Source organism: Pseudomonadota bacterium (assembly GCA_039028935.1).
Classification (GTDB): domain Bacteria; phylum Pseudomonadota; class Gammaproteobacteria; order Steroidobacterales; family SZUA-146; genus SZUA-146.
Genome location: JBCCHD010000012.1, coordinates 18727 through 41738 on the forward strand (window position 1 = coordinate 18727; position 23012 = coordinate 41738).

Consider the following 23012-nt stretch of genomic DNA (forward strand, 5'->3'; position numbering starts at 1 on the left):
CCCGAATACGAAAACAAACAGTACAACCCCAATTGAGTATCCGCCCACATCGCCAACACATAAAAAAGAGAACGCGTTGACTTAGTCAGCCGAGGCGTTTGCGCCAATCAGTTCATTCAGTACGCGTTTGTCACTCGCATACAAGACCCCTCTTTCATTCATATAAAGCGAGCCGTGTGGATTAAGGTCGAGCGCTTCCCCGTTGCGGTCGAGCGCGAAGGCGCCGATCTCATCGAACACACACCGCGTGGCGGCGTAATCCCATATCGCGCCGCCGCCTTGCTCGGGTTTTGGGTTTTTGACAAAGGCGGCTGGCGCGTTTTCCAGCACGTGGCAGGCGTTGAGCACCGCACCACCCTCCTCGACTAGGCGCGTAGGTCCATTCTGCGTCTCATTGATTCGCCACCGCTGTCGATTTCGAAAGGCGCCTGCGCCGCGAATGGCGTGATACAGCGTGTCGGAACACGGATCATATACCACGCCCAGAAGTGGCTCGCCCTCGCGCGACACCAACGCAATAGAGACCGCATAACCCGGACGGTTCTGCACAAACGGTAAGGTGCCATCCAACGGATCGACGCACCAAAAGCAGGATTTTGAAAAGCGACTGCCGTCATCGTCGGTCTCTTCGATCAGCATGCCTAGATCGTGCGTTGTCATTGCCGGCAAAAGGCACGACAAAATCAGGGACTGAGATTGTAAATCAACATCCGTGACAATTTGAGATGCCGCGCTAGCGCCCGCAGACTTGCTCTGAACCGAGACGTCACCGCCCACCCGCGACTCAATCAGACGTCCGCTCTGTGTCGCCGCGTCGATCGCAAGCTCGCACAGCGCAGTCAGCTCAGTGGCCGTGCACATCACAGGCTGTCAACCACGTCGCGAGCAATACGCTCGCTGTAGCCATTGATCTTCCAATGCCCAGGACTCCAGCCTTTGATAAACCGATGAAAGTCGGTCCACGCAACCGGATAAAGCGCGCGCCAGTCCTTTTCCAACGCGGACAAGTCGATATTCGTTCGCTGTGCATCAAGCGCGCTAGCCAAGCGCTCGAAGTACGTGTCCAGCAACCTAGATTCTAGCCGCTCGCAGTCCGCCTCATCGAGACAGCTGCCAACAAAGTACGCTAGGTCTTTCATGCCACAACCGCCTCCGACATATTGAAAATCGACTGCCGCAACCTGCGTGCCATCGCGTGTAAAACAAAAATTAGCCAATTTAGCGTCGCCATGTACGAACGTCTGAAACGGACTCTCAGTCAATCGACGATCAATTTCGACCGCCGCTTCCCGGAGCCGACGATCGTCTAAGGCATCGAGCTCATCCGGTCGCGTGGCCAAGTGCCAGTAAGTGCCTGTCGGCCAAAGTCGCTTCGGCACCTCGCCCAAGAACGTCGCGTGAAAATGGGCCAGCCAGGTGAGACACACGTCCATTTCGGCACCCGACACCGATCGTTTGATCGTGTCGTAGCCGGCGGCCGTCAGATCCTCAAGCACGATGTAGACCTCCTTGCCATGGGTCGCGACGGCTAAACACTGTGGTGCATAGCAATTCCAATCACAACGCGAACGCCAGTGTTGGTACCACGCCGCCTCGACTGCGTATGACCGCAATTTTCGGGTGTGCGACAACGAGGTATTCCAACCGCGTGGGTGTGAATCGCCAAGGGGCGGTCGAACATGCTTCACCACGACGGACGATCGGTCGGCCCCGGTGAGTCCATAGCGCACAATCGAGCCATACCCGCTCCACAGCGACTGCAGTGTAGACAATTCGACCATGTCCTGAGCACCGGTCGCGCTCAAGATCAGACGTGTGATGTGTTCATTCATAGGCATGACGCGACAGTATACTGGGCGTATCGCAAAATCGCTGAGAGTTGCCTTAAACAGTGGCCCTAGCGCTTGACGCTGACGGCACGACCCGTCGATGATCGATTCATCCGACCCGCGCTTGGCCGACTACTTCACAGTCTGATCGGGCAAAAACCTGTATAACACGGGTTTAACGTAATGCAATCCGTTAGATCGACACACATGGCCAAGTCTTCTTCTAATCCACTACCGGCACGCCGGCTGCCAGTACATAGCGCGATACCGAGTCTGGCGATGGTTGCGCTGTGGTGTACCACCGCGTGGCACGCCGCGACGCTGAGCAGTGTCGATGTGCTAAACGAAACCAGCGTGCTAGCCATCGACACAACGACACCAGAAGGCACCTCAAACGATCTGGCGATAACCGCTTCAGCCCCATCCGAGGCGCCGACGCCGACGCGTACAGAGAATGCACTCTATGCTGACGAGCCCGCACCGGCTGAACGGTCCACTGCCGCAACTCCCCGGACCGAGATCCTAGACGCACCCGATCAAACCGGTTCATTAACCGACGCGGTTGATCGGCAAAAAACAGACCCGCGCACAACCCGCCACGGGGAGCAGGATACCCGAACGGACAACTCGGATGTGTTGGGCGAGACCGGCAACCTCAGTAACGAAGACGACGCGAAGGATGCGAACAACGCAATCGACGTGAATGACGTGAAGGAAACGAGCGTCACACGCAACTCAAACGAAACGCGCGACACCACCGACACCACCGTAAACCGAGCCGATCGGCCCGACGAAGCGAAGGCCCTTGAACAAACCGCCTCGGATGTCGCGCACGATGACCCACCACCACTGGCGCGCGACGGCGAACCGGTATCGGACGTCGGGTCCGGGACGCTCGACGCGCCGCCCGCGGAACAGCCGATGCCCGTCGCCGAGGACGTTGATCTTAGCGACCCGGTTATTACTGACGCCACGGACGAAACCGACGCGACCACCGAGCCCGCCGATCTGGGCGTGGAACCGGAGGCGGAAGACACCGATATCAAACCGTCGCTGGTGATGCTGGGCGAGGAAGTGGCGCCCGGCACGTCGGCACGATTGTCCTGGTCCCCCGATCAACATTTTGACGGCATCAGTGTGCCGACACCGGTACTGGTGGTAAACGGCATCAACCCGGGCACTACATTGTGCTTAACAGCGGCCATTCACGGCGACGAACTAAACGGCATCGAAATTGTGCGGCGGATCATGTACGACTTAGATCCCGATACGCTCAACGGTACCGTGATCGGCGTACCGATTGTGAATTTGCAGGGCTTTCGCCGAAATTCGCGTTACCTGCCAGACCGGCGAGACTTGAATCGGTTTTTCCCCGGCAATGCCAACGGCAGTTCAGCCTCGCGGATGGCGCATTCGCTGTTTTCGCAAGTCATTATCCATTGCGATGCCCTTGTTGATATTCACACCGGCTCGTTCTTGCGCACCAACCTGCCCCAACTACGGGCGGACATGTCGGTACCCGAAGTCGCCGCGCTGACCGAAGGATTTGGTGCCACGGCGGTGCTGCACAGCGCCTCTACCGACGGTACGCTCAGACGCGCTGCGGTGCTCGCGGGTATCCCCACCGTTACGCTGGAAACTGGCGGCCCAAGTCGACTGCAAGAAAAGGAAATTGAGCACGGCACCAAAGGCATCCAAACATTGCTCACCAAACTCAAAATGACCCGTCGTGTTCGAGTGTGGGGCGACCCGGAACCGGTCTACTACAAATCCACCTGGATACGCGCGGACGACGGGGGCCTGCTGTTCTCCAGCGTCAAGCTCGGTCAGCGCGTGCGTGAAGGACAGGTGCTGGGCACCATCACCGATCCGATTACGAATGTGCGCAGCGAGCTCCGCTCGCCGCTAAGGGGACGAGTATTGGGCATGGCGCTCAATCAGGTTGTGCTGCCCGGTTTTGCGACCTTCCGGATTGGCATACCCAGCACAGAAGAGGAAGTGGCTGAAGCGCCTACCACGTCCCCACCACTCGAGGTCGACCCCGCGACACCCGCCGATCCCACGTTGGTACCCACCCCACCCGTATCACCCGATCCATTGCCACTGGAGGGGGATACGGAGGACGAACGCAGCTAACACGGTCCGTTTGCCCGACCGTCTGGCATTCGCCGGTCACAGCACTCGATGATGGGCGTGGCGCCGCTTAATGAGAGCCACATACTATGCGTTTGTCTTCGCCGCGTTAAACGTGAACGATTAACGGGCTAGTGCCGAGCGCTTGCGACTATCGGTGAAGCTCGCCTAACTTTGGGCGAAACCGCTAGTTCGTTTTTGGCACCGCCACTGTGCCTTCGCGACGCGGATCGGCCGCCCCTTGCAGGGCTTCGCTACCCACATAAATAACATGCAACCCAGAGTTTTCACCCTGACGCTCCTGCACGTTGTACCCGCGCGACGATAAGTCATCGGCAATCGATTGCCCCGGCTCCACCGTCACTTCCACGCGGACTTTCTCGCCGCGCGCGATAATGTTGGCATGATCGACCGCCTCTTGTGGCGATAACCCCCAATCCAACACGCCGATAATGGACTTCGATACGTACGCCGGAATGGAGTTGCCGCCGGGTGAACCGGTGATCATCAGCAGGTCACCCTGTGCATCGAAAATCATACTGGGCGACATTGAAGAGCGTGGCCGTCGGCCCGGCGTAATCGCGTTCGCCGGGCGCGGCTCACCCGGCACCACTTCGCGCGCGAAGTCGGTGAGTTCATTATTGAGCAAAAACCCCCCGGCCCAGCGAGAGGACCCAAAGGGCGCCTCGACGGTGGCGGTGAGCGACACCGCATTGCCCTGCGCATCGATGATCGACAGATGCGTTGTGCCCGCGGCTTCTTCGGTCGTATCCGAGCCCCACATTGAGAGCGTTGAACGCTGGTGCAAAACCTGCCCCGGATCGCCAGGTGTGGGCACCGCCCCAGGGGCAATGCGCTCGGTGGCACGATGCTTGAGGTAGTCGGGATTGAGCAGGTTGTCGATCGGGACATCGACCTCGTCCGGATCACCAAAATAGTGATCGCGATCGGCATAGGCCAGACGCTGGGCATCCACATAGGCGGCAACGCGGTCTGCCTGGCCCGTGGCGCCGCTGATCAGATGATCATAGAGTCCGGCAATCATAATTTGCGCCCCACCCGATGACGGGGGTGACGTGGTGCATATACTCAGTGTTCGAAAATCACCACAAATCACGGGGCGCTTCTTGGCTTCATACGCCTCGATATCGGCCACAGTGAGTGTGCCGGGATTGGGTTCTTCTTGCGCGGCCGCCGCCATGGCTTCAGCCAGCGGACCAGAATAAAAGGCGCTGATCCCTTCTTCGCCAATGCGCGTTAGCGTGTGCGCGTACTCCGGATTTTTTAATAGATGCCCCACTTCGAGGGGCTTACCGCCTGGAAAGAAGTAGGCCGCGGTGGGTGGATTTTCATCGAGTCGCCCAACCCGGGCAACGCGTGGCAAGAAGCCCGCCAGTCGAGGGGAAACATGAAAGCCGTCTTCGGCCAGCTTGATGGCGGGTTTAAAAAGATCCGCCCAAGGCAAACGGCCATGCTGATCGTGGGCACTTTTATAGAGCGCGATCGCACCCGGCACGCCAAAGGCTTTACCGCTTTGCCACGCTTCGAAAAAGTTCATGACTTCACCGTCTTTCATAAACATATCAACGGTGGCACCGGCGGGCGCCATTTCGCGGCCTTCATGAAAGGTCAATGCTTGCCCATCGCGTTCGTATACCAGCATAAAACCACCGCCGCCGATCCCCGAGCTTTGTGGTTCAACAAGGCCCAATACCGCGTGCGCCGCAATCGCCGCGTCCACAGCGTGTCCGCCTCGCTCGAGCATTTCTACCGCTGCTGCCGTCGCATGCGGATTGGCGGTCGCCGCCATGGCGCCCTTGGTCCAAGGCTCAGCGTCGGACACCGAAGCGGCCTCATTCGACGGTACCGCGGTGGGGGCGCAGGCAACGAGCATCAGTAACACAGGAAATATCGCGAATGGTTTCATCACATGGATTCCGAATAAGCAGTGGATAGGATGATGATCGCCTAAATATGCTCATATCGCCAGATTACGGACTAAACAAGTCCGCAAGTCGGTCGCTAACGAGTGTGATAGCGATAAATGGACTTGCTCGCATGACGGCCACAACCCGCCCAGCAACCACCCCGTTAAAAGGCCTGTTCAGCCAGGTGTATCGAGATATTTTGAATAACCGGGTGATCTTACCGAGTATGCCGCATGTGGCGTTACGTCTGCGGGCCGCCGTCAACCAACCCGACTTTTCCGCCGAAAAAGTCGCGCGCATTCTCGAAACGGACGCAGGCGCCTCCGCCTATCTCATCGCGATTGCCAACAGCGCACTCTATCGCGGGCGCGTACCGATCACCAAAGTCCAGACCGCGGTATCGCGGCTTGGCATGGCCTCGACACGGAATCTGGTCATGAGCTATGCCTTACGCGCCATGTTCACAACCCGATCTCGGTCACTCGCGAAACTGCTTCAGCAAACGTGGCGAACGTCCGCCCATCTCGCGGCCCTGTCATCGGTGATCGCTCAGCGCGTCGGCCATGAGCCAGACGAAGCGATGCTGGCGGGTCTACTGCAGGACATTGGCGCGCTCCCGTTGCTTCGCGGGTTGGATCAACGTAAGCAAGCGGTAACCGATCCCGAGCGCATTCTCGCCACGGTGGAATCGTTCACCGGCAAAACGGGTCCGGTGCTGCTGCGCCACTGGGGGTTTGAACCGACGCTGATCGATGCGGTTCGAAGCCGCAAGGACTGGCTGCGCGATCCCGCGCCGGAGGCAGACCTGGGCGATATTGTGCTGCTGGCGCGACTACATGCGGGTGTCGGTACGCCCGAGCAAGCCGAGCAGCCGCATATTAATGCGGTGCCGGCTTACGCAAAACTGTTCAATGAGGCACTCGGTCCCGACGAGAGTCTGGCAATCCTGCAGGAAGCCGAATCCGATGTGCGGGATATCATGTTAATTCTTGGCGTCTCATGAACTCCACTCCGGCGCTCATCTGGCCGCTGTCGCCCTAGCGGTCAACCGGATTGTGCTTATCGAGAAACTCGGAAATGCGTGAGAGCATGGCTAAACGCGTATCGCTGTCAGACAGCCAGTGATCCTCGCCCTTGAGTTTCACTATTTGTACCGCCTTTTTGTGCTTTCTAAGCGCCTTGTACATGCGGTCACTTTGATTGTAGCCGACGACGGTATCATCCGAGCCGTGCAACAGAAGAACCGGAGAGGTGAACTTCTCGGCGAAATTGGCAGGGGAAATCGCTTTGAGTTTCTCGCGCTCCTCCTTTGAATCGCCGATCAGTTTTTGCCAGTAGCTCACAACCCAATGGCGTCGACCACGGCGGATCTTGACGTCGCGCAGCATCATCGGTAGATCCGACACGCCCGCCACTGAGATGACACACCGATAAACATCCGGTGTAAACGCGCCGCCGGCCAACGCCGAGTACCCACCATAGGACGACCCCATGATGCACACGCGCTCAGGATCGGCGTAACCTGCCTCGATTGCTGCCTTAACCCCGTCAGTGACATCATCCTGCATGGCCCGACCCCACTCTCCCCGGCCGGCGTTTTGAAACGAATTGCCCGATCCGGAAGAGCCACGGAAATTGGGTTGTAAAATCAGGTAGCCACGCCGCGCAAAAAACTGCGCCCACCAATCAAACCGCATACTGTCGTACGCCGCCGGACCACCATGAGGCAGTACGAGCATCGGCAGATCGGCGCGCTCTTTAACATCAGGCGGCCACGTGATCACCGCTTGAATCGACAACCCATCTCTTGCTTTGTAGCGCACAACCTTAATTTCGCCGATATCATCGGTGTCGATTTCCGGGTATTGGGACGCAAACCGTCTGAGAGTGCGTGAGGTGGTATCCAGTAGCACATACGTGCTGGCCAGTTCGTTTCCACTCACACGATAAATCAGCTTGGTGTAGTCACTCGTCGCGGACACCGGGAACACGGAACTGGTGGGATACTCCGACTGCACCGCATCGTAAAAACTCTGCTGATGTTCATCGAAAAAGGCGTAACTGGGCAGCATGCCGGCGTACCGGATTGCCATTAGCTCGTCCGTCAGTCGCCCGGTGATTACACCATCAATCTCTTCATCCCCGCTCTCGTACAGCGGTCCTGTGATGCTACCGTCGTTCAGCGACAGCGAATACAGTGCGTCGCCGTCTCCATCTGCCCGACTGAATATCAACGCGTTGTTAACGACATCCGTGGCGCGGAAGGAAACCTGAGGCACATCAACGATCTCAGAGAACACCTTGTGCCAACTGCCCTCTCGCCACGCCATGACGCGGTGTTCTGTCTCACCTTCATGGTATTCCTCCTTGGCCAGCACGTTGCCGGAGGAATCGACAAACCAGTCTGTCGTGTGTTCGGTACCGCGCTTGTGTACGCGGCCTCGGCTACCGTTTAGGTCGACCCGCATAAGATGGAAATCCGGATTTCGATCGCCGACGTACGCCGGCATGTACACCGACTCCTCATCTGGATTTAAGCCAACAATGTAGCCCAAGCCACTCTGCGCCGGATACAGGTTTCGCGTGCCGCGTAATAGCGTGCGCATTTTTCCGCTGTCGATGTCATAGACAACAGCGCCACTATTTTCCCATTTGTTTCTGAACCCGAAGTAACGCGTTGTTTTGGATATGCGAAGAACAACATGCTTATTGGTAGCGAAAAAAACCGATCGTGCTTTGATTTTTTCTGCGTTTGCGCCACCCACGATCGACATGTCTGACGTTCTGGCGATCACGAAGTAGTCACCATCTTGTTGGCGCTGAATGTAGGCCAAATGTTCGCCATCCGGAGAGATCGTGACCGACCGAACAAACGGCAGCTGACCGTAGTGATCGGGGTTTGCCTCACCGGCAAACACACCCGTCGACAGGGCGCCGCAAAGTAGCGCGGTGAACAGGCCTATTGATCGATCCATGACTTCTCCAAAGTCGGTCGGTGCGAATCCCCTGGTAGGGCGTTGCGTTGAACAGCGCAACATCGGTATTGGCAACAGGCTACGCGGGTGCACTGTTTGCTGAACGCACTCCGCCCACTCCCAAGGCATATCACCATCGTACCATCCCCATGCGCATCAGCGATTCGGCGGATTATGCGTCTCAATAAAGCGCGATACGTGCTTCAGCATCGCCAGTCGCGTATCGTTGTTTGATAGCCAATGGTCTTCGTCTCGTAGTTTGACCAGCTCAACGGGTTTTTCGTGTTTTTTGAGGGCCTTGTACAGCCGGGCACTCTGGTTGGGTAAGACCACCGAATCGTCATCACCGTGCACCAGCAACACCGGCGCGGGAAAGGTGGGCGCTGACGAAACCGGCGAACTCGCGACCTGTAATGCGTGGTTATGCGCTAAGTCACCCAAGCGTCGATGCCATTCACGAAGCGCCAAACTGTGTTCACCAAACTGACGCTCGATGTCAAACAGTAAGCGTGGCAAGTCTGTAACGCCTGCGATGGACACGACACAACGATAGCGCTCGGGAGACGCGGTAGCGGCGGTGAGCGCCAGAAATCCGCCCAAGGAGGTCCCCACAATACAGATCCGCGTCTCGTCGGCATGGCCCGCGGCGATCATGGCGTCGACACCATCGGCAATATCATGCTGCACAGCGCGCGCCCACTCCCCGTAGCCAGCTTGGCGAAAGTCTTTGCCGCGTCCGGACGAGCCGCGATAATTCGGTTGAAACACCACATAGCCTTTTCGAGCGAAATACTGCGCCATCCAGTCAAACCGAACAAAATCGTAGAAGCCGTCCCCGCGGTGAGGCAAGACGATCATCGGCAGGTTTGATTTTCTATCCGTTTCGAGTGGCCACGTGACCACGGCTTCAATCGATAGGCCGTCGTGGGTCTTGAAGCGAACCACTTTGATGTCACCGATCAATTGGCGAGGAATGTCGGGATACTGCGACGCGATGACATCCAGCTCGCGCGTGCGTGTGTCGAGCAGTACGTAATCACCCGCCGCCTCATTGCCGCTAACGAGAAAAACCTGCTTGATCCCATCTTGGGACGCCGAAACCGGAACGACCGTGCTTTGCGGATAGGCCAACTGAACAGATTGATGGAATTGTTGATAGTGAGTGTCGATAAACTGATAGCTGGGCAGTAAGCCGCTGAACTGGATGCCATGGAGCTCTCGCCCCCGATCTTTAACTAGCAGTCGATCAATCTCGTCCCCTTTCGTATCAAACAACGGACCGTTGACCTCGCCATCGCTCAACGACAGCGCATACACTTCGTCACCTATTTCAGTATCGCGCGAAAAATAAAGTTGTGCGCCATCCGCCGATACGGCACCAAATGCCGCACTAGGCTGCTCCCCAACTTCTACATACACTTGCGACCAACCCGTGTCGCGCCGCACATGAAGGCTGTGTTCTTTGCGCTGCTCATCAAACTCTTCTTTAGCCAGAACACGGCCTTCCGCGTCGACGTACCAATCTATCGTGTGCTCGGTACCGCGCGCATGAATGGCCGCCGGCTGGCCATCCAACCCAGCTCGCAACAGATTAAAGCTTGGATTACGTTTACCGACATAAGCAGGAAAATACAGTTCACCTTTTGACGCGTTAACGCCTACGACGCGTCCTATGTCTGTTTGCGCGGGATACAGCTTTCGCCAATCTTTTAGCAGACTAATCTGCTCACCCGTTTGGATGTCCAAGACCGATAGCCCACTGTGTTCCCACTGATTGTATACGCGCGGTGAGCGAACCGTTTGGGATAGCGACACCACTACGTGCCGATTGGTCGCAAACAGCACATGGCGCGCTTTGGTTTTCCTGGCCTGAGCGCCACCGATGACGGACAAATCGGCGGTGCGCGCCACAACCAAATAGTCCGCATCGCCGTCACGCCGAATATAGGCAATGTGGCGGCCATCGGGGGAGACGGAAACGGAGCGCGCATACGGTAGCTGGCCGTAGTGCGCGGGATCGGCATTCTCGGCGGCGACCCGCCCGTCAAGGCACAAGACGATCACCAACCAAACCGCAAAGAGCGAAGGGCGTTTACTTGTCATCCGCGTACGCTTCGTAGCGAACTACTTTTACGACAATGTCTCATTCAAACCGCCAAACCGTGCAAATCGCTATCCGGCGCTGCGACTACCCGCATCGGACTTGCCCGTGGTGTCCTGTATACACCGATCGTCTAACTCACCAATTGCTCGCGACAACGCCGGGTGCCGCGACGTCTTCACAGTGGCGCGCGTCGTCGCACCGATCAAGCGATCCGATAATGCGGGCGCCACGACTGCGATAATTCTCGACGTACAATGACTCGACAGGCTGCCCCTCATGAAAGGCGGGTAGGTACTGTCCTCGCTGCACCGCCTCCATGATCGCCGGCACACAATGACGTGGTCGATTGCGCTCCTTCGCAAGCTCAATGATATCGTGGACCCCGCCCTCTTGATCGATACGCATGCCCAGCCACACCAACGAATCTCGGCCACACGATGTGGGCACGCGGCTCAATATCCAGGGTTTACCGAAATAGCCCAATACGGATTCCGAGGCATTACCCCGCACATACGACTGCGCGGAAATGTAGTCGTCGCCGTAAAATTTAACATTGTGATGATGATGAAGATAAAACGTCAAAATCGGATCGGTGTCGGTTTGTTTCACCTTGAATGAAAACTGGACGAAGGCACGAACAGCCTTACCGTCCACGCGCGCAGGGTCAAAGCGCGTAATTTTTAACGCGTTGTTGAGTACGCGATAATATTGCTTACTGTCAAGATCCCAATCGCACAGCCAATCGGCAATGCGACCGCGGGTGGTCACAATCATGCCGCAGAGTACGGTTCGATCTTCCGTGTCCTTGCGACGCGGTTTGGCCACGCGCTCAACCAGCGCGTCAATCCCTCCTCGAATCCTGGCGGGCTCAAACCGCGACCCGGTCGACGCGCTGTCTTCCGCCGACGTAGATACCGGTTCGGCGGAACTGGACGTTGATTCGGCCAGATCGGAGGTTGAGTCAGCGGCATGAGCAGGCCCAGCCATAGAGAGCATCAGCGTTACGATAGGGGCAAAAAAACGAAGCGGGCGCCGTGGCGTAATCAAAGCGTGTAATGACATGTGACGCGTGTTCCTAATCCGTGGATTTTTCAACAGCATAGCAAATCAAAGGCTCGCTGTATTGCGGCAGCGCCCAGCGACAGGCTCTTCTGCTCTGCCTGGCCGGCGCCGGTGGTCACCGCCTGGCGGATCGAACACGGTCACCCGTTTGGCCAACCCTACGGGGTTGACCCAGGGATTCTCGCCGTTGACGTACACAAAAGGCTCGCCCTAGCGGGCGAGCCCTCGTGATCACGTCTTGATCAATCGATTATTTGCGCGTGATCTTTTCCGCCCAATTGTCGGCGATCTGTTTGGCAGCGTCTTTGCCGCCAAAACCAAACGCCAATGCGGATGCCAGCGCGACACCACCGATGGTGAAGCCAAACGCCATATTCACAATGTGGTCCGCCAGGCCCATGGCCTTTAAACCCATCGCTAACACAAGCCCAAGAATCGCGATACGCGCCACATTGGCGATACCACCACTGCCCGCCGCGACGAGTTTTTCGTAAGCCAGACCACTTAGGAAGTTACCGATGATGAGAATGACACCACCAACCAACAGACCCCCACCGAATTCAAGCACTTTCGAAAACACGGTGGAGATCACATCGATGCCTAATACGTTTACGGCCGCTGTGGCGGCGGCGGTCATAGCAAAAAACAGAATGGCGCCACCAATTAATCGAGTCAGGGTGAACGTTTCGCTAAACAGCCCCTGCGCTCCGAGCTTTTGCGGTAGCGCATCCACATTCGCGCCTTGAAGCAAGCCATTGAGCATGTAAATCACGAATCGGGTGACGAAATACGTCACGAGCAAAATAATACCCGCGCCCACGATATTGGGCACCGCTGCCATCAGTTTTTCGATCATTGACGACGCAGGATCGGAGATCGCCGGAATATTCAGCACACCCAGCGCCGACACGAGAATGGGCAGCAATATGCCACCAAATACAAAGGCGGAACCGAAGTTTGAGATTTTGAGATCGTGATTCCCGGTACGCAGTGCAATCTGTTCATCCGCCTTACCAAGCGCAATGCCGACCAGTTCCGAAACAATCTTCGCGATCACCCACCCTGCGTAAGCAATCACACCCGCACCGATGATATTCGGCACGGCCGACAAGAACTCACTGACTAACGTCTGCAACGGCGCGAGCACGTCCGTCAACCCAAAGTGCTGCAGAACGGCCATGAGTACGAAAATGGTCAGCACCGCTTTGATGAGCGAGGCAATCGGCGAGGCGAGGTCGGTCAGCGAACCATCCGCGTTCGTGTGATGCAAAAAGCCCACCTGTTTAAGCATGCGGCTAAATATGCCAACGATAAATCGAACGATTATCAAACCGACAATGAGTATCGCCAGACCGATGAGTGCGTGACCGAGCGTGCTCGATGCAATGGGACCCAAATAATTCGTGAGGTTATTAAGCAAATCGTTCATGACATCCCCCTGTGTTGAAAACGACTGCCATGAAGCCTAGCAAGGGACTGTGTGATCAGACTGTTACAGAGTGTTGTTGATTGTTAACTTTCGTGATGGCTTGTCCACTAGATCCTACGGATAACAGCCCAAACGTGGCGACGGTTTGAGTTCGACGAGCGCGATCACGCGTCACCCGCTCATGTCATCCAGCCGCGCGGACTCGTGTTCAACCCGCTCATTCGCATCGAACCATTCCCATTCGAGGGTTTCGATACGCGATTTAAGCGCCGCGTGCTCTTTCAGCACTTGCGTTCGCTCATCACTACGCGCTGCGTCGGTATACAGCGATTCGTCCGCCAGCTGTGAATCTAAGGCGGTGAGAGCCACCTGTGATTGACTCAACTCACGCTCGATACGATTCACTGCATCCTGAAACGGCTTGAGGGCCCGCCGGCGTTCCGCCTGTTGTTGCCGTAGTGCTTTTTTATTTGGCGTAGCGGCCGGGGCACTCGATGATTCCACCTCCGTGTCGGCGGCCTGTTCACGCAGCCATTGCGGATAATCATCGAGGCTTTGGGTAAATCGCTCAACGCGACCATTGTCAACGATCAGCAATTCATCGCACACGCTGCGCAACAGGTGCCGATCGTGCGAAATCACGACCAGCGCGCCGGAATACTCGATTAACGCAATACTCAACGCTTGTCGCATGTCCAGATCAAGATGGTTGGTTGGTTCGTCGAGCAGCAGCAAGTTGGGCGCCTGCCGAATCATTAACGCCAACACAAGTCTTGCCTTCTCCCCACCTGAGAACGGCGCCACCGGCTCAAAAATACGCTCACCGCTAAAACCAAATCGACCTAAAAAATCGCGATGCACTTGCTCCTTATCGAGCGGTGCGACACGCGCGAGATGATCGTACGGACTGTCTTGAGGTCTAAGCAGGTCAAGTTGGTGTTGAGCGAAGTACCCAATGTGTGTGTCTTTACTGAGTGTGCGCTCACCGTTTAGCATGGTTGCGCCATTTGCGAGCGCTTTCACTAACGTCGATTTACCGGCGCCGTTCACCCCTAACAAGCCAATACGTTCGCCAGCCGACAGATTGAGCGTGATATCGGTGAGCACGGGCACGTCGTCATAACCGGCCGATGCGTCGGTCAACCCGAGCAAATGATGGGGCTGCTTTTTAGGCTCGGGAAAATGAAAACGAAACGGTGAATCAACATGCGCCGGCGCAATCTTCTCCATGCGCTCCAACATTTTGAGTCGACTTTGCGCTTGGCGAGCTTTAGAGGCTTTATAACGAAAGCGATCCACATAGCGCTGAATATGCGCGATCTCTTTTTGCTGACGCTCAAACAACGCTTGTTGCTGCGCCAGATGCTCCGCTCGCTGGGCTTCAAACTGGCTGTAATTGCCTGTGTACAGTCGAATGCTCTGATTTTCGATATGCGCAATGCGGGTGCAAATCTGATCCAGAAAATCGCGATCGTGGGACACCACCATGAGTATGCCCGGGTAGTGACTCAACCAGCGTTCGAGCCAAAGAATCGCCGGCAGGTCCAGGTGGTTCGTGGGTTCGTCGAGCAGCAAGATGTCCGAGCGGCACATTAATGCACGCGCCAAATTAAGGCGCATACGCCATCCACCCGAAAACGCACCCACCGACTGATTGAAGGTGTCCGATGCAAAACCAAGACCGTGTAACAGCCGGCTCGCGCGTGATTCGGCCGTATAGCCATCGATCGCATCCAGGCGTTCATGCAGCCTGTGCACGTCATCGCCCTGCTCTTCGGCCTTGACTAACGCGGCTTGCACCGCACGAAGTTCTGCATCGCCGTCCACCACGAACTGCACAGCGGATTCACTGCCGCTTGGACTCTCCTGCGCGACGTGCGCTATCACATCACGCGCATCGAGCCCCAGCGCACCGTCGTCCGCTTCCAGCTCGCCCAACAGCAACGAAAACAGTGACGACTTGCCGCACCCATTGGCGCCGATCACACCCAGTTTCTGTCCAGCATGGAGTTGAAACGTGGCGCGCTCGAACAATACTCGGCGACCCCGCCGCAGAGCGATGTTAGAAAGATTGATCATGTGGCGCCGATTATAGCGACAGATCGACGCCCGTTAGCGCGTCATTTCACGGGCGCGCCAAACGCGTTCTGACTGATCAGGTGCTCGATCGAGCAACTCACTCGTTGGTGCACACACGCCGACCGAGTCGACCACCCGTGGTCTTGACCACCGTGCATTTCTTTCCGTCGTTGGTTTCGGCCTTTGTCGCCGCCGTGTTTTCGGTGCTGGAGGTCGCGCAGCCGGTGAGGCTGAGCGCAGCAATAAGGATGACAGTTGCGAATTTCATGGCAGGGCTCCCTGTTGTTTTTGTCTCTTATTTATGACCAGGTCGACACGACAAGTTCCGATTAATTAGTAATTATTTCAGATAATTGTAGATATCCCATTTTTGTTGTTTACGCGCAACATTTTGTCTAAATTGAACCATTACCGCTCATCGATGACGAATTGTCGCCGTATTGGCAGACAGAGGCTTAGCCGGGTGCAATGCAAAAAACAGAAAAACCAGCCTCCTGCTTGGTCGTTCTCGCCGTCAATCAGGGGCATTGGCGTACTGGCGACTGGTGATTGAGGACACGCACAACGCGACCGCACAACGCACCAACGAAGGGCGTAACCGCCTTGCATATGAAAAACGGGACAGGATAGCTGTGGTTCACCCTCGTGAAGCAACCAAGCGCAGTATTAATTGAGCGTGCTGTGCGCCTAGCCGGCGCTTCTACCCTTTCAGGGCATTTTCCAGCGCGGCAATTTCGTTTTGCGACTCCTGCATGATAACCGGCAGCGTGTCGTTGGTGATGCCCAGTCGGGCGCACGATTCTAGTTCGCCGACATCCAGTTCACACGTTTCGTTTTTTTGCTCCGCGCGATTGGCCAATACCGTGGCTGCCACCACAACATCTTTGAGCGTAGCCTGCTCCGTGTGCACGTCCGAGTCGTGATTCCGCGTATCGATCGCCAAACGCACCGACTCAGGGATCTTCCAGTTTTCAAGCACCGACACACCAATAGCGGTGTGCCATTCCTCCATGATGTGCTCGACCGCTTCATCGGAGGCGTAGATCTCGGGATAGGCCTCGACACGGGTCAGCACATAGAGCTTGCCAATATCGTGCACGAGACCGACAAACATTGCCTCGTCGGCTCTGACCTTCTCAGCCCGGCCGGCTAACGAATACGAGAGTGCCGCCAATTTGACGCTGCGATTCCACAACCTGGAAAGATGCGGCTTGAGTTCCTCGATCTGTCGGCCATCCATTTGACTTTGCATCGCAAAGGACATTGCTGCAGTACGCACTTGATCATGACCCAACCGATTAATCGCCGTCTTGAGGTCGACAATTTCTCTGCCGGTAGTATTGACGGCCGCAGAGTTCGCCATCTTCAGCAATCGTGCGGCCAGAGCGGGTTCAGAACCCACCACTCGGGTAAGGGTATTCGGGGAACAATTCTCATCGTCGAGCACATTACGAATACGCATCGCGACACTAGGAAAAGAGGGTATATCGATCGGTTCTCGTGCATTGAGCGCCGAGGCCAAATCCGACACAAATCGGAAGTTGGCGTGTTCCAACGGCGTGCGCTCGTCGACTACAGGACTTTCCATGGCGCTGAATCCTTTTCTGTGGCTAAACAGGCTAGCCATCGCATCGGGCCCGCCCAGTATTACAAAGACAGAACGTCCAACCGATTGAATGCATCGGTGGCTCCTAAGGATTAGCGGCAGCGAAACAAAGACCTTGAGACGCATTGACCATAACGACGAGGGCCAGCCGACTGATCGACCGGCCCTGTGCGTGTGGTTGAGAAAAACCGGCACATGCCCGAGAGAGTCCGGTTTTTACGTAGGCACCTGGACGATGATAGCGCTCACGCTGCGCCGCGACAGGCTGTCTACCCAGCGGAGGTCAAGGCAGCGGGAGAAAAAAGCACGCCAAAGAGCTCACACCAGATAACGACGCTGTTGTACTTGCCGATATCCGTGCCTGACGGCACGGGGTAATTTTGATTGCCCACATTGCCCTTGAGTTTACCCAGTTTGATATAGCCCCCGTCGGTGACGTCCGAGGCGCTTGTCGGCGCGCCATGCTCGGCTAGATAAACGACCAGTGCCGGACCATTGGTGGTGCGGAAATTCTCAAAACGCACCAAATGGTCACCGCCTTCGAGTGCATACAACAGCGCGTCGCCGCTGCCTTTATGCACAGGGTCGGCATCAACAAACAGGCCTTTAGACAGCAAACGAGGGCCGCCCGCCGGCATGGCTTCATCGTTCATCTGATCGGGCGCGTTCGCCGCCTTGTCCATGATGTCGGGCATAATTTCTTGCTTCTGCTCATCGCTCATCGTAGCGACCTTGGCAATGAAGGCTTCATCAATGACCTCATCAATAAAAAGCGGTGAGACAAAAAACCACCCTGCCGCGGCTACGACCGCGAGGCCGATTACAATCAAAAGCTTTTTCATAGTGAATCCCCTTTCCTTAGCCCGACGAGTGCTGCTCTTGTAGCTTTCCGAGCTCCTCGGCGACCGCATTGCGGGATCGCGTACCCCGCGCAAGAAGTGAATAAAACGCCGGAACAATATACAACGTCATAAGCGCACTCAACAGTACGCCAAAGAACATCACAATGCCCAGGTTTTGTCGACTGACCGATCCAGCACCGGACGCGAGCATGAGCGGAATCGCGCCCACCGACGTCGAGATTGTGGTCATCAACACCGGGCGTAGTCGAATACGCGCGGCTTGGACAATGGAGGCTTGAAATTCCTCGCCGGTTTCGCGCACCTGATTGATGAATTCCACGATCAGAATGCCGTTTTTCGTCGCAATCCCAATCAAGATAATCATGCCAATCTGGCTAAAGATATTGAAAGGTGTATCGGTCAAATACAGACCGAGTAAGCCACCCGCTACCGCCAACGGTACCGCAATCATAATCACAATCGGGTGGACAAAACTTTCGAACTGCGCGGCCAACACCAAAAACACAACCAGTAAGGCAATGCCAAACGTGAAAAGCAGCCCGCCACTCGCCTCTTTATATTCAAGGGATTCCCCGCTGTAGTAGAGTTGCGCGGATGCGGGTAATTCCTCCCGCACGATCGTCTCAAAAAATTCGAGGGCGTCGGGCAGCGAGTATTCACCCACCAAACTGGCGCTGAGGGTCACCGAGCGCAGCCGGTTGAAATGATTTAATTGACTCGCCCCCGACCGCTCCTCAATCGTGACCAGATTGGACAGCGGAATCAACGCACCGGTTGTCGATGAACGAACGAAAATGTTCTGTAGATCGGTGACGGTTTCCCGCTGACTCGCCTCGGCCTGCATGATGATTTCGTATTCTTCACCGTCGACCACATACGTGGCCACCCGTTTTTCGGACATCATTGATTCGAGGGTTGAGCCGACCGCCTGCACCGACACGCCGAGCGACGCGGCACGCTGACGATTGACACGAACCGACACCTGCGGCTGGGTATCATCGAGATTCGATTGCACCCGCGCGAGTCCTTTATTGGCGGCGGCGCGCTCAAATAGCAGATCACGCCATTCGGCAAGTTCGTCGTAGCTAGTGCCGCCCACAACAACCTGTACGGGCTGACCACCACCACCGCGCGACAGACCAGAGCGCACGAAGCTAAACGCGCGCAATCCAGGAATCTTGTTCCACGCAGCCGTTAACTCGTTTTTGATACTGTCAGTCGTGATGGCCGGATCACGCTCAGGATTTAGGGTAACAACCACAATTGCCGTGTTATTGCCGCGGCCGCCGAATCCTGGAATTCGCAGTAGACCTCGCTGAATCAGGCCACTGTCAAAATGCTTGAGCATGGGCTGTTCCATCTGGTCGACAAAATCAGCCATGCGCGCAAAGCTGGAGCCCTCCGCAGCGCGAAAACTGGCAATAAAAATGCCTTGGTCTTCCTGCGGCGCGTATTCCTGATCGACGTGTGTGAACAAATACCAGCTGGCGCCGACCACCAAACCCATGGCAATTACGGCTAAGAACGGCACTTTGAGTGTCGACTGAAGGGTACGCGCATAAAAATTGGTCAGGGCGTCAAAGCCTCGATCGATGGTGCCGCTGATCGGCCCTTTTTTGCGCTCATGCTTAAAGACTTTTGAACTGAGCATGGGTGTCAGCGACAGCGCCAGCAACGTGGAAAAGATCATCGCCGCCGACACGGTCACCGCAAGCTCACCAAACAGCTGACCGATATTGTCATTGAGAAACAAAATGGGCGTAAATACGGCCACCAGCACGAGCGTCGTCGCAATCACCGCAAACCCCACCTGACGCGTGCCCTTGTAGGCGGCGAGTAACGGTGCTTCGCCCATTTCCATACGCCGGTGAATGTTCTCGACCACCACAATCGCGTCATCGACAACAAGCCCGATGCACAGCACCAGAGCCAGAAGCGTGATGAGATTGATGCTCATACCAAACGCCGACAGCGCCATGAACGACGCAACCAGACAAATCGGAATGGTCACCGCCGGGATCAGTGTCGCGCGAAACGAGCCCAAGAAAAACCACAATACGCCGCTTACCAACAGCGTCGTCGCGACAATTGTGAGCAACACCGCGCGAATAGCGGCACGGATATAGAGTGAGTCATCACTACTGGCAATGAGCTCCATATCGCTAGGCAAATCCGCATTCACCTCGACGATTGTGTCTTTGACCGCTTCCAGCACATCGACGGTATTGGCGGTGGACTGCTTGACGACGCCCAAGGCGACCGTGTTGGCGGCGTTGGCGCGAAATACGTTGCGAATATTCTCGGGGGCTAGCTGAACCCGGGCGATTTCACCCAGCCGCACAAGATAACCATCCTCGCCTCGTGTGATCACCAATCGTCGAAAATCGTCTTCGGTTGTGTAGTCACGCGCGAGGCGGACCTGGCGCTGCCGGTCACTCGACTCCAGCGTCCCGGCCGGCAACTCAATGTTCTCTCGTCGCAGTGCGTCTTCAACATCCTGCACGGTCAAATTGCGGGCCGCTAACGCGACTCGGTCAAGCCAAATGCGCATCGAGGGCCGACCCGATCCAAAAACGTCCATGCGGGACACACCCTCGATCACATTGAATCGATCAACCAAGTAGCGTTCGGCGTAATCGTTGAGCTCCATCGCCGTCATGGCGCCCTGACTGGTTAAACTCAAATACATGATCGGACGAGCATCTGAATCGCGTTTTGAAATCGATGGCAGATCCACTCCCTCGGGCAGCGCGCGCGATACGCGACTCACTCTGTCGCGCACATCGTTAGCGGCTTCGTCAAGATCCACATCCAGGCCAAATTCAATACTGATGCGGGACGAGCCGTCCTGACTGCGCGACGTCATCGTACTGATGCCTTCAATGCCGGCAATTTGCTTTTCGAGCAGTTGCGTAATTCGGGTCTCAACGATGTTCGCCGAGGCACCCGCATAATTTGTGTCCACAGAGATAACCGGCGGCACGATGTCCGGGTACTCGCGTGTCGTGAGCGATTGAAACGACAAAATACCGAAGGCGATGAGTAACAAGCTCAGTACGGTCGCAAACACCGGTCGTTTAACGGATGTGTCGGATAGCCACATAAATCAGCCCTCCGCTTGATCAACGACCGACACGGTCGCACCATCACGCAGCTTAACCAACCCCAGCACCACAATCCTGTCGCCCGATTCAAGCCCTTCCAGTATCTCGATGTAGCCACCGCTGCGCTGACCCGTTTTTACATCGCGGCGCGCGGCAGTGTTGTCGTTGACGACATAAACATAGGGGTCCGGATCGCCGGGCACAACCGACGCCTCAGGCACTGCCAATGACGTTCGCGCGGCGGTTTGCAGCTCGACGGTCATCAGCATGCCAGGTCGCAACCGGCCCTCCTCATTGGGAATGTCTGCACGCACGGTAACGGCGCGTGTGATTTCATCAATACGAGAATCGATACCGGCCACAATGCCCTCAAACGCGCGTGCGCGAAACGCGGGGCTTGACGCGATCACTGAATCGCCGACGTCGATCGCCTGCAGATAAAGCTCCGGCACACTGAAGTCCAGCTTGAGGCGTGACACATCGTCCAGAGTGGTGATCGCCGTGCCCGGCGACACCAATGTGCCTGGACTCACCTGGCGAAATCCCAACACGCCAGCGAACGGCGCTCGGATAACTCGATCTTTCAATCGGGCGACAATGGCCTCTAGCCGTGCATCCGCCCCGCTGGCTCGAGCGCGCAACTCGTCCACCTGCGAAGCCGCCACCGTGCCCTGGGCAGCCAATTCTTCCACCCGACGCAGCTGCCTTCGAGCATCTTCTAGGTCCGCTTTGGCTTCGGCAAGCTGGGCTGTTTGTTCATCGTTGGTCAATTCGACAAGAAGCTGTCCTTTGTCGACCGACTGACCGTCGACAAAATTAATGCTCGAAATTTTGTCGGTGACTTTAGCCGTGATGGTGACCGATTCGTTTGCACGCGTCGTACCGATCGCTTCGACCCGGTCTTGAAACGCCATCGACGTCACCGTGGCCAGCGTCACGGGCACGGCACGGGCCGGACCGCCTCTCGCTGCCGGCGGCCCCTCGGCCGTCGATGTCTCTTGCAACGACATCCAATAGGCGCCGGCGGCCAACGCCGTTATCAATATTAGGATCAGCAACTTTTTCATTCAGCGATTCTCGACAGCGGGCATACGAGCCCCAGTGATTTTGGTTACGGCACCCGATTACGACGCCGACCAAAGTCGGAGGGTAGCAAAGAGAAGTGGATGCCCGGTCAGATTACCCGATCACGTATAATAACCTGAAACGTCGATTGTTTCGTCACGAAATTGTGAGTTTAGTGTGAAGATCGAACGGCACTCACCCCGACTGAAATCGCTCGCGATGAGCGGCTATAATGAAGAGATTCCACGGAGAACGACGCAGTATGACCACCCGCTACAACCTCACGTCCGCCACATCTAAACGCCCGCACCGGTTGGCCGTGCTTATGCTGCTGTGCGGTTGGCTCGCTGGCTGTCTCGGCGTGCCCGATGATGTCACCGTGGTGGAAACGTTTGAGATTAACCGGTATCTCGGCACCTGGTATGAAATTGCCCGACTCGATCACCGATTCGAACGCGGACTATCACATGTGACGGCCAACTATTCGCTACGCGAGGATGGCGGCGTAACGGTGATCAATCGTGGGTTCAATACCGATAAACAGCAGTGGTCTGAAGCAACCGGAAAGGCGTTTATGGTCGCGGATCACAACATCGGACGACTCAAAGTGTCATTCTTTGGTCCGTTTTACGGCGCGTACAACATCGTCGCGCTGGATGCGCAACACGACACCTATTCGATGGTGGTCGGGCCTAACCGTAACTATTTATGGATTTTGTCCCGCACACCTCAACTTCCCAAACCCCAGCTCGATGCGCTCATCACGCGCGCTGAGGCGTTGGGTTTTAACACTCAAGAATTGATCTTTCCTGTTCAGACAGACCCGCCGCAATAA

At 56.4% G+C, this 23012-nt stretch carries 16 protein-coding genes; 3 read left to right on the forward strand and 13 right to left on the reverse strand.

What is annotated here, in order from left to right; genetic code table 11:
* Positions 1–81 precede the first annotated feature (81 nt).
* The gene (locus AAF465_07775; GenBank protein MEM7082616.1) at positions 82–861 is read right to left on the reverse strand and encodes an inositol monophosphatase family protein; all 780 of its coding nucleotides are present in this window, start codon (positions 859–861) and stop codon (positions 82–84) included.
* Entirely contained in the window at positions 861–1832 is a 972-nt protein-coding gene (locus tag AAF465_07780) for a phosphotransferase (protein MEM7082617.1), read from the reverse strand. The genes AAF465_07775 and AAF465_07780 overlap by 1 nt, the downstream gene beginning before the upstream one ends.
* Before the next feature lie 204 nt (positions 1833–2036).
* Between AAF465_07780 and AAF465_07785 the strand changes: the two genes are divergently transcribed.
* Positions 2037–3965, forward strand: coding sequence for a succinylglutamate desuccinylase/aspartoacylase family protein (locus AAF465_07785; GenBank protein ID MEM7082618.1), 1929 nt, complete (start codon positions 2037–2039; stop codon positions 3963–3965).
* Between the two features lie 184 nt (positions 3966–4149).
* On the opposite strand, the gene ggt is transcribed toward AAF465_07785, so the two are convergent.
* Complete coding sequence (gene ggt / locus AAF465_07790) at positions 4150–5889, reverse strand: gamma-glutamyltransferase (protein ID MEM7082619.1); 1740 nt, start codon at positions 5887–5889, stop codon at positions 4150–4152.
* A 131-nt stretch (positions 5890–6020) separates the two neighbouring features.
* Here ggt and AAF465_07795 point away from each other — a divergent pair, with 131 nt between their 5' ends.
* Positions 6021–6893, forward strand: coding sequence for an HDOD domain-containing protein (locus AAF465_07795; GenBank protein MEM7082620.1), 873 nt, complete (start codon positions 6021–6023; stop codon positions 6891–6893).
* Between the two features lie 34 nt (positions 6894–6927).
* Here the strand turns inward: AAF465_07795 and AAF465_07800 are convergent, their stop codons facing one another.
* From AAF465_07800 to AAF465_07845, 10 genes are all read right to left on the reverse strand, one after another.
* Positions 6928–8865 (reverse strand): S9 family peptidase, encoded by a 1938-nt coding sequence (locus AAF465_07800; protein MEM7082621.1) that lies wholly within the window; start codon positions 8863–8865, stop codon positions 6928–6930.
* A gap of 156 nt (positions 8866–9021) precedes the next feature.
* Complete coding sequence (locus tag AAF465_07805; GenBank protein MEM7082622.1) at positions 9022–10968, reverse strand: alpha/beta fold hydrolase; 1947 nt, start codon at positions 10966–10968, stop codon at positions 9022–9024.
* 136 nt (positions 10969–11104) lie between these two features.
* Positions 11105–12031 (reverse strand): hypothetical protein, encoded by a 927-nt coding sequence (locus AAF465_07810; protein ID MEM7082623.1) that lies wholly within the window; start codon positions 12029–12031, stop codon positions 11105–11107.
* A gap of 250 nt (positions 12032–12281) precedes the next feature.
* Positions 12282–13460, reverse strand: coding sequence for a mechanosensitive ion channel (locus tag AAF465_07815; GenBank protein ID MEM7082624.1), 1179 nt, complete (start codon positions 13458–13460; stop codon positions 12282–12284).
* 171 nt (positions 13461–13631) lie between these two features.
* Positions 13632–15539, reverse strand: a complete 1908-nt coding sequence (locus tag AAF465_07820) for an ATP-binding cassette domain-containing protein (GenBank protein ID MEM7082625.1) — start codon at positions 15537–15539, stop codon at positions 13632–13634.
* A gap of 97 nt (positions 15540–15636) precedes the next feature.
* Positions 15637–15807 carry a hypothetical protein gene (locus AAF465_07825; protein ID MEM7082626.1) on the reverse strand — a complete coding sequence of 57 codons (171 nt, stop codon included), beginning with the start codon at positions 15805–15807 and terminating at the stop codon, positions 15637–15639.
* 432 nt (positions 15808–16239) lie between these two features.
* Positions 16240–17127 (reverse strand): HDOD domain-containing protein, encoded by an 888-nt coding sequence (locus tag AAF465_07830; GenBank protein MEM7082627.1) that lies wholly within the window; start codon positions 17125–17127, stop codon positions 16240–16242.
* A gap of 287 nt (positions 17128–17414) precedes the next feature.
* On the reverse strand, positions 17415–17987 hold the full coding sequence (locus tag AAF465_07835; protein MEM7082628.1) for a DM13 domain-containing protein: 573 nt from the start codon (positions 17985–17987) through the stop codon (positions 17415–17417).
* 16 nt (positions 17988–18003) lie between these two features.
* On the reverse strand, positions 18004–21111 hold the full coding sequence (locus AAF465_07840) for an efflux RND transporter permease subunit (protein MEM7082629.1): 3108 nt from the start codon (positions 21109–21111) through the stop codon (positions 18004–18006).
* Between the two features lie 3 nt (positions 21112–21114).
* Positions 21115–22179 (reverse strand): efflux RND transporter periplasmic adaptor subunit, encoded by a 1065-nt coding sequence (locus AAF465_07845; protein MEM7082630.1) that lies wholly within the window; start codon positions 22177–22179, stop codon positions 21115–21117.
* A 230-nt stretch (positions 22180–22409) separates the two neighbouring features.
* Here AAF465_07845 and AAF465_07850 point away from each other — a divergent pair, with 230 nt between their 5' ends.
* Positions 22410–23012, forward strand: a complete 603-nt coding sequence (locus AAF465_07850) for a lipocalin family protein (GenBank protein MEM7082631.1) — start codon at positions 22410–22412, stop codon at positions 23010–23012.

Excerpts from the sequence above, each read along its gene's own strand:
- AAF465_07835 (MEM7082628.1), bottom strand. The coding sequence starts at position 17,987 with ATGAAAAAGCTTTTGATTGTAATCGGCCTCGCGGTCGTAGCCGCGGCA.
- AAF465_07775 (MEM7082616.1), bottom strand. The coding sequence starts at position 861 with ATGTGCACGGCCACTGAGCTGACTGCGCTGTGCGAGCTTGCGATCGAC.
- AAF465_07830 (MEM7082627.1), bottom strand. The coding sequence starts at position 17,127 with ATGGAAAGTCCTGTAGTCGACGAGCGCACGCCGTTGGAACACGCCAAC.
- AAF465_07825 (MEM7082626.1), bottom strand. The coding sequence starts at position 15,807 with ATGAAATTCGCAACTGTCATCCTTATTGCTGCGCTCAGCCTCACCGGC.
- ggt (MEM7082619.1), bottom strand. The coding sequence starts at position 5,889 with ATGAAACCATTCGCGATATTTCCTGTGTTACTGATGCTCGTTGCCTGC.
- AAF465_07780 (MEM7082617.1), bottom strand. The coding sequence starts at position 1,832 with ATGAATGAACACATCACACGTCTGATCTTGAGCGCGACCGGTGCTCAG.
- AAF465_07785 (MEM7082618.1), top strand. The coding sequence starts at position 2,037 with ATGGCCAAGTCTTCTTCTAATCCACTACCGGCACGCCGGCTGCCAGTA.
- AAF465_07805 (MEM7082622.1), bottom strand. The coding sequence starts at position 10,968 with ATGACAAGTAAACGCCCTTCGCTCTTTGCGGTTTGGTTGGTGATCGTC.
- AAF465_07795 (MEM7082620.1), top strand. The coding sequence starts at position 6,021 with ATGACGGCCACAACCCGCCCAGCAACCACCCCGTTAAAAGGCCTGTTC.
- AAF465_07810 (MEM7082623.1), bottom strand. The coding sequence starts at position 12,031 with ATGTCATTACACGCTTTGATTACGCCACGGCGCCCGCTTCGTTTTTTT.
- AAF465_07850 (MEM7082631.1), top strand. The coding sequence starts at position 22,410 with ATGAAGAGATTCCACGGAGAACGACGCAGTATGACCACCCGCTACAAC.
- AAF465_07815 (MEM7082624.1), bottom strand. The coding sequence starts at position 13,460 with ATGAACGATTTGCTTAATAACCTCACGAATTATTTGGGTCCCATTGCA.
- AAF465_07845 (MEM7082630.1), bottom strand. The coding sequence starts at position 22,179 with ATGAAAAAGTTGCTGATCCTAATATTGATAACGGCGTTGGCCGCCGGC.
- AAF465_07820 (MEM7082625.1), bottom strand. The coding sequence starts at position 15,539 with ATGATCAATCTTTCTAACATCGCTCTGCGGCGGGGTCGCCGAGTATTG.
- AAF465_07800 (MEM7082621.1), bottom strand. The coding sequence starts at position 8,865 with ATGGATCGATCAATAGGCCTGTTCACCGCGCTACTTTGCGGCGCCCTG.
- AAF465_07840 (MEM7082629.1), bottom strand. The coding sequence starts at position 21,111 with ATGTGGCTATCCGACACATCCGTTAAACGACCGGTGTTTGCGACCGTA.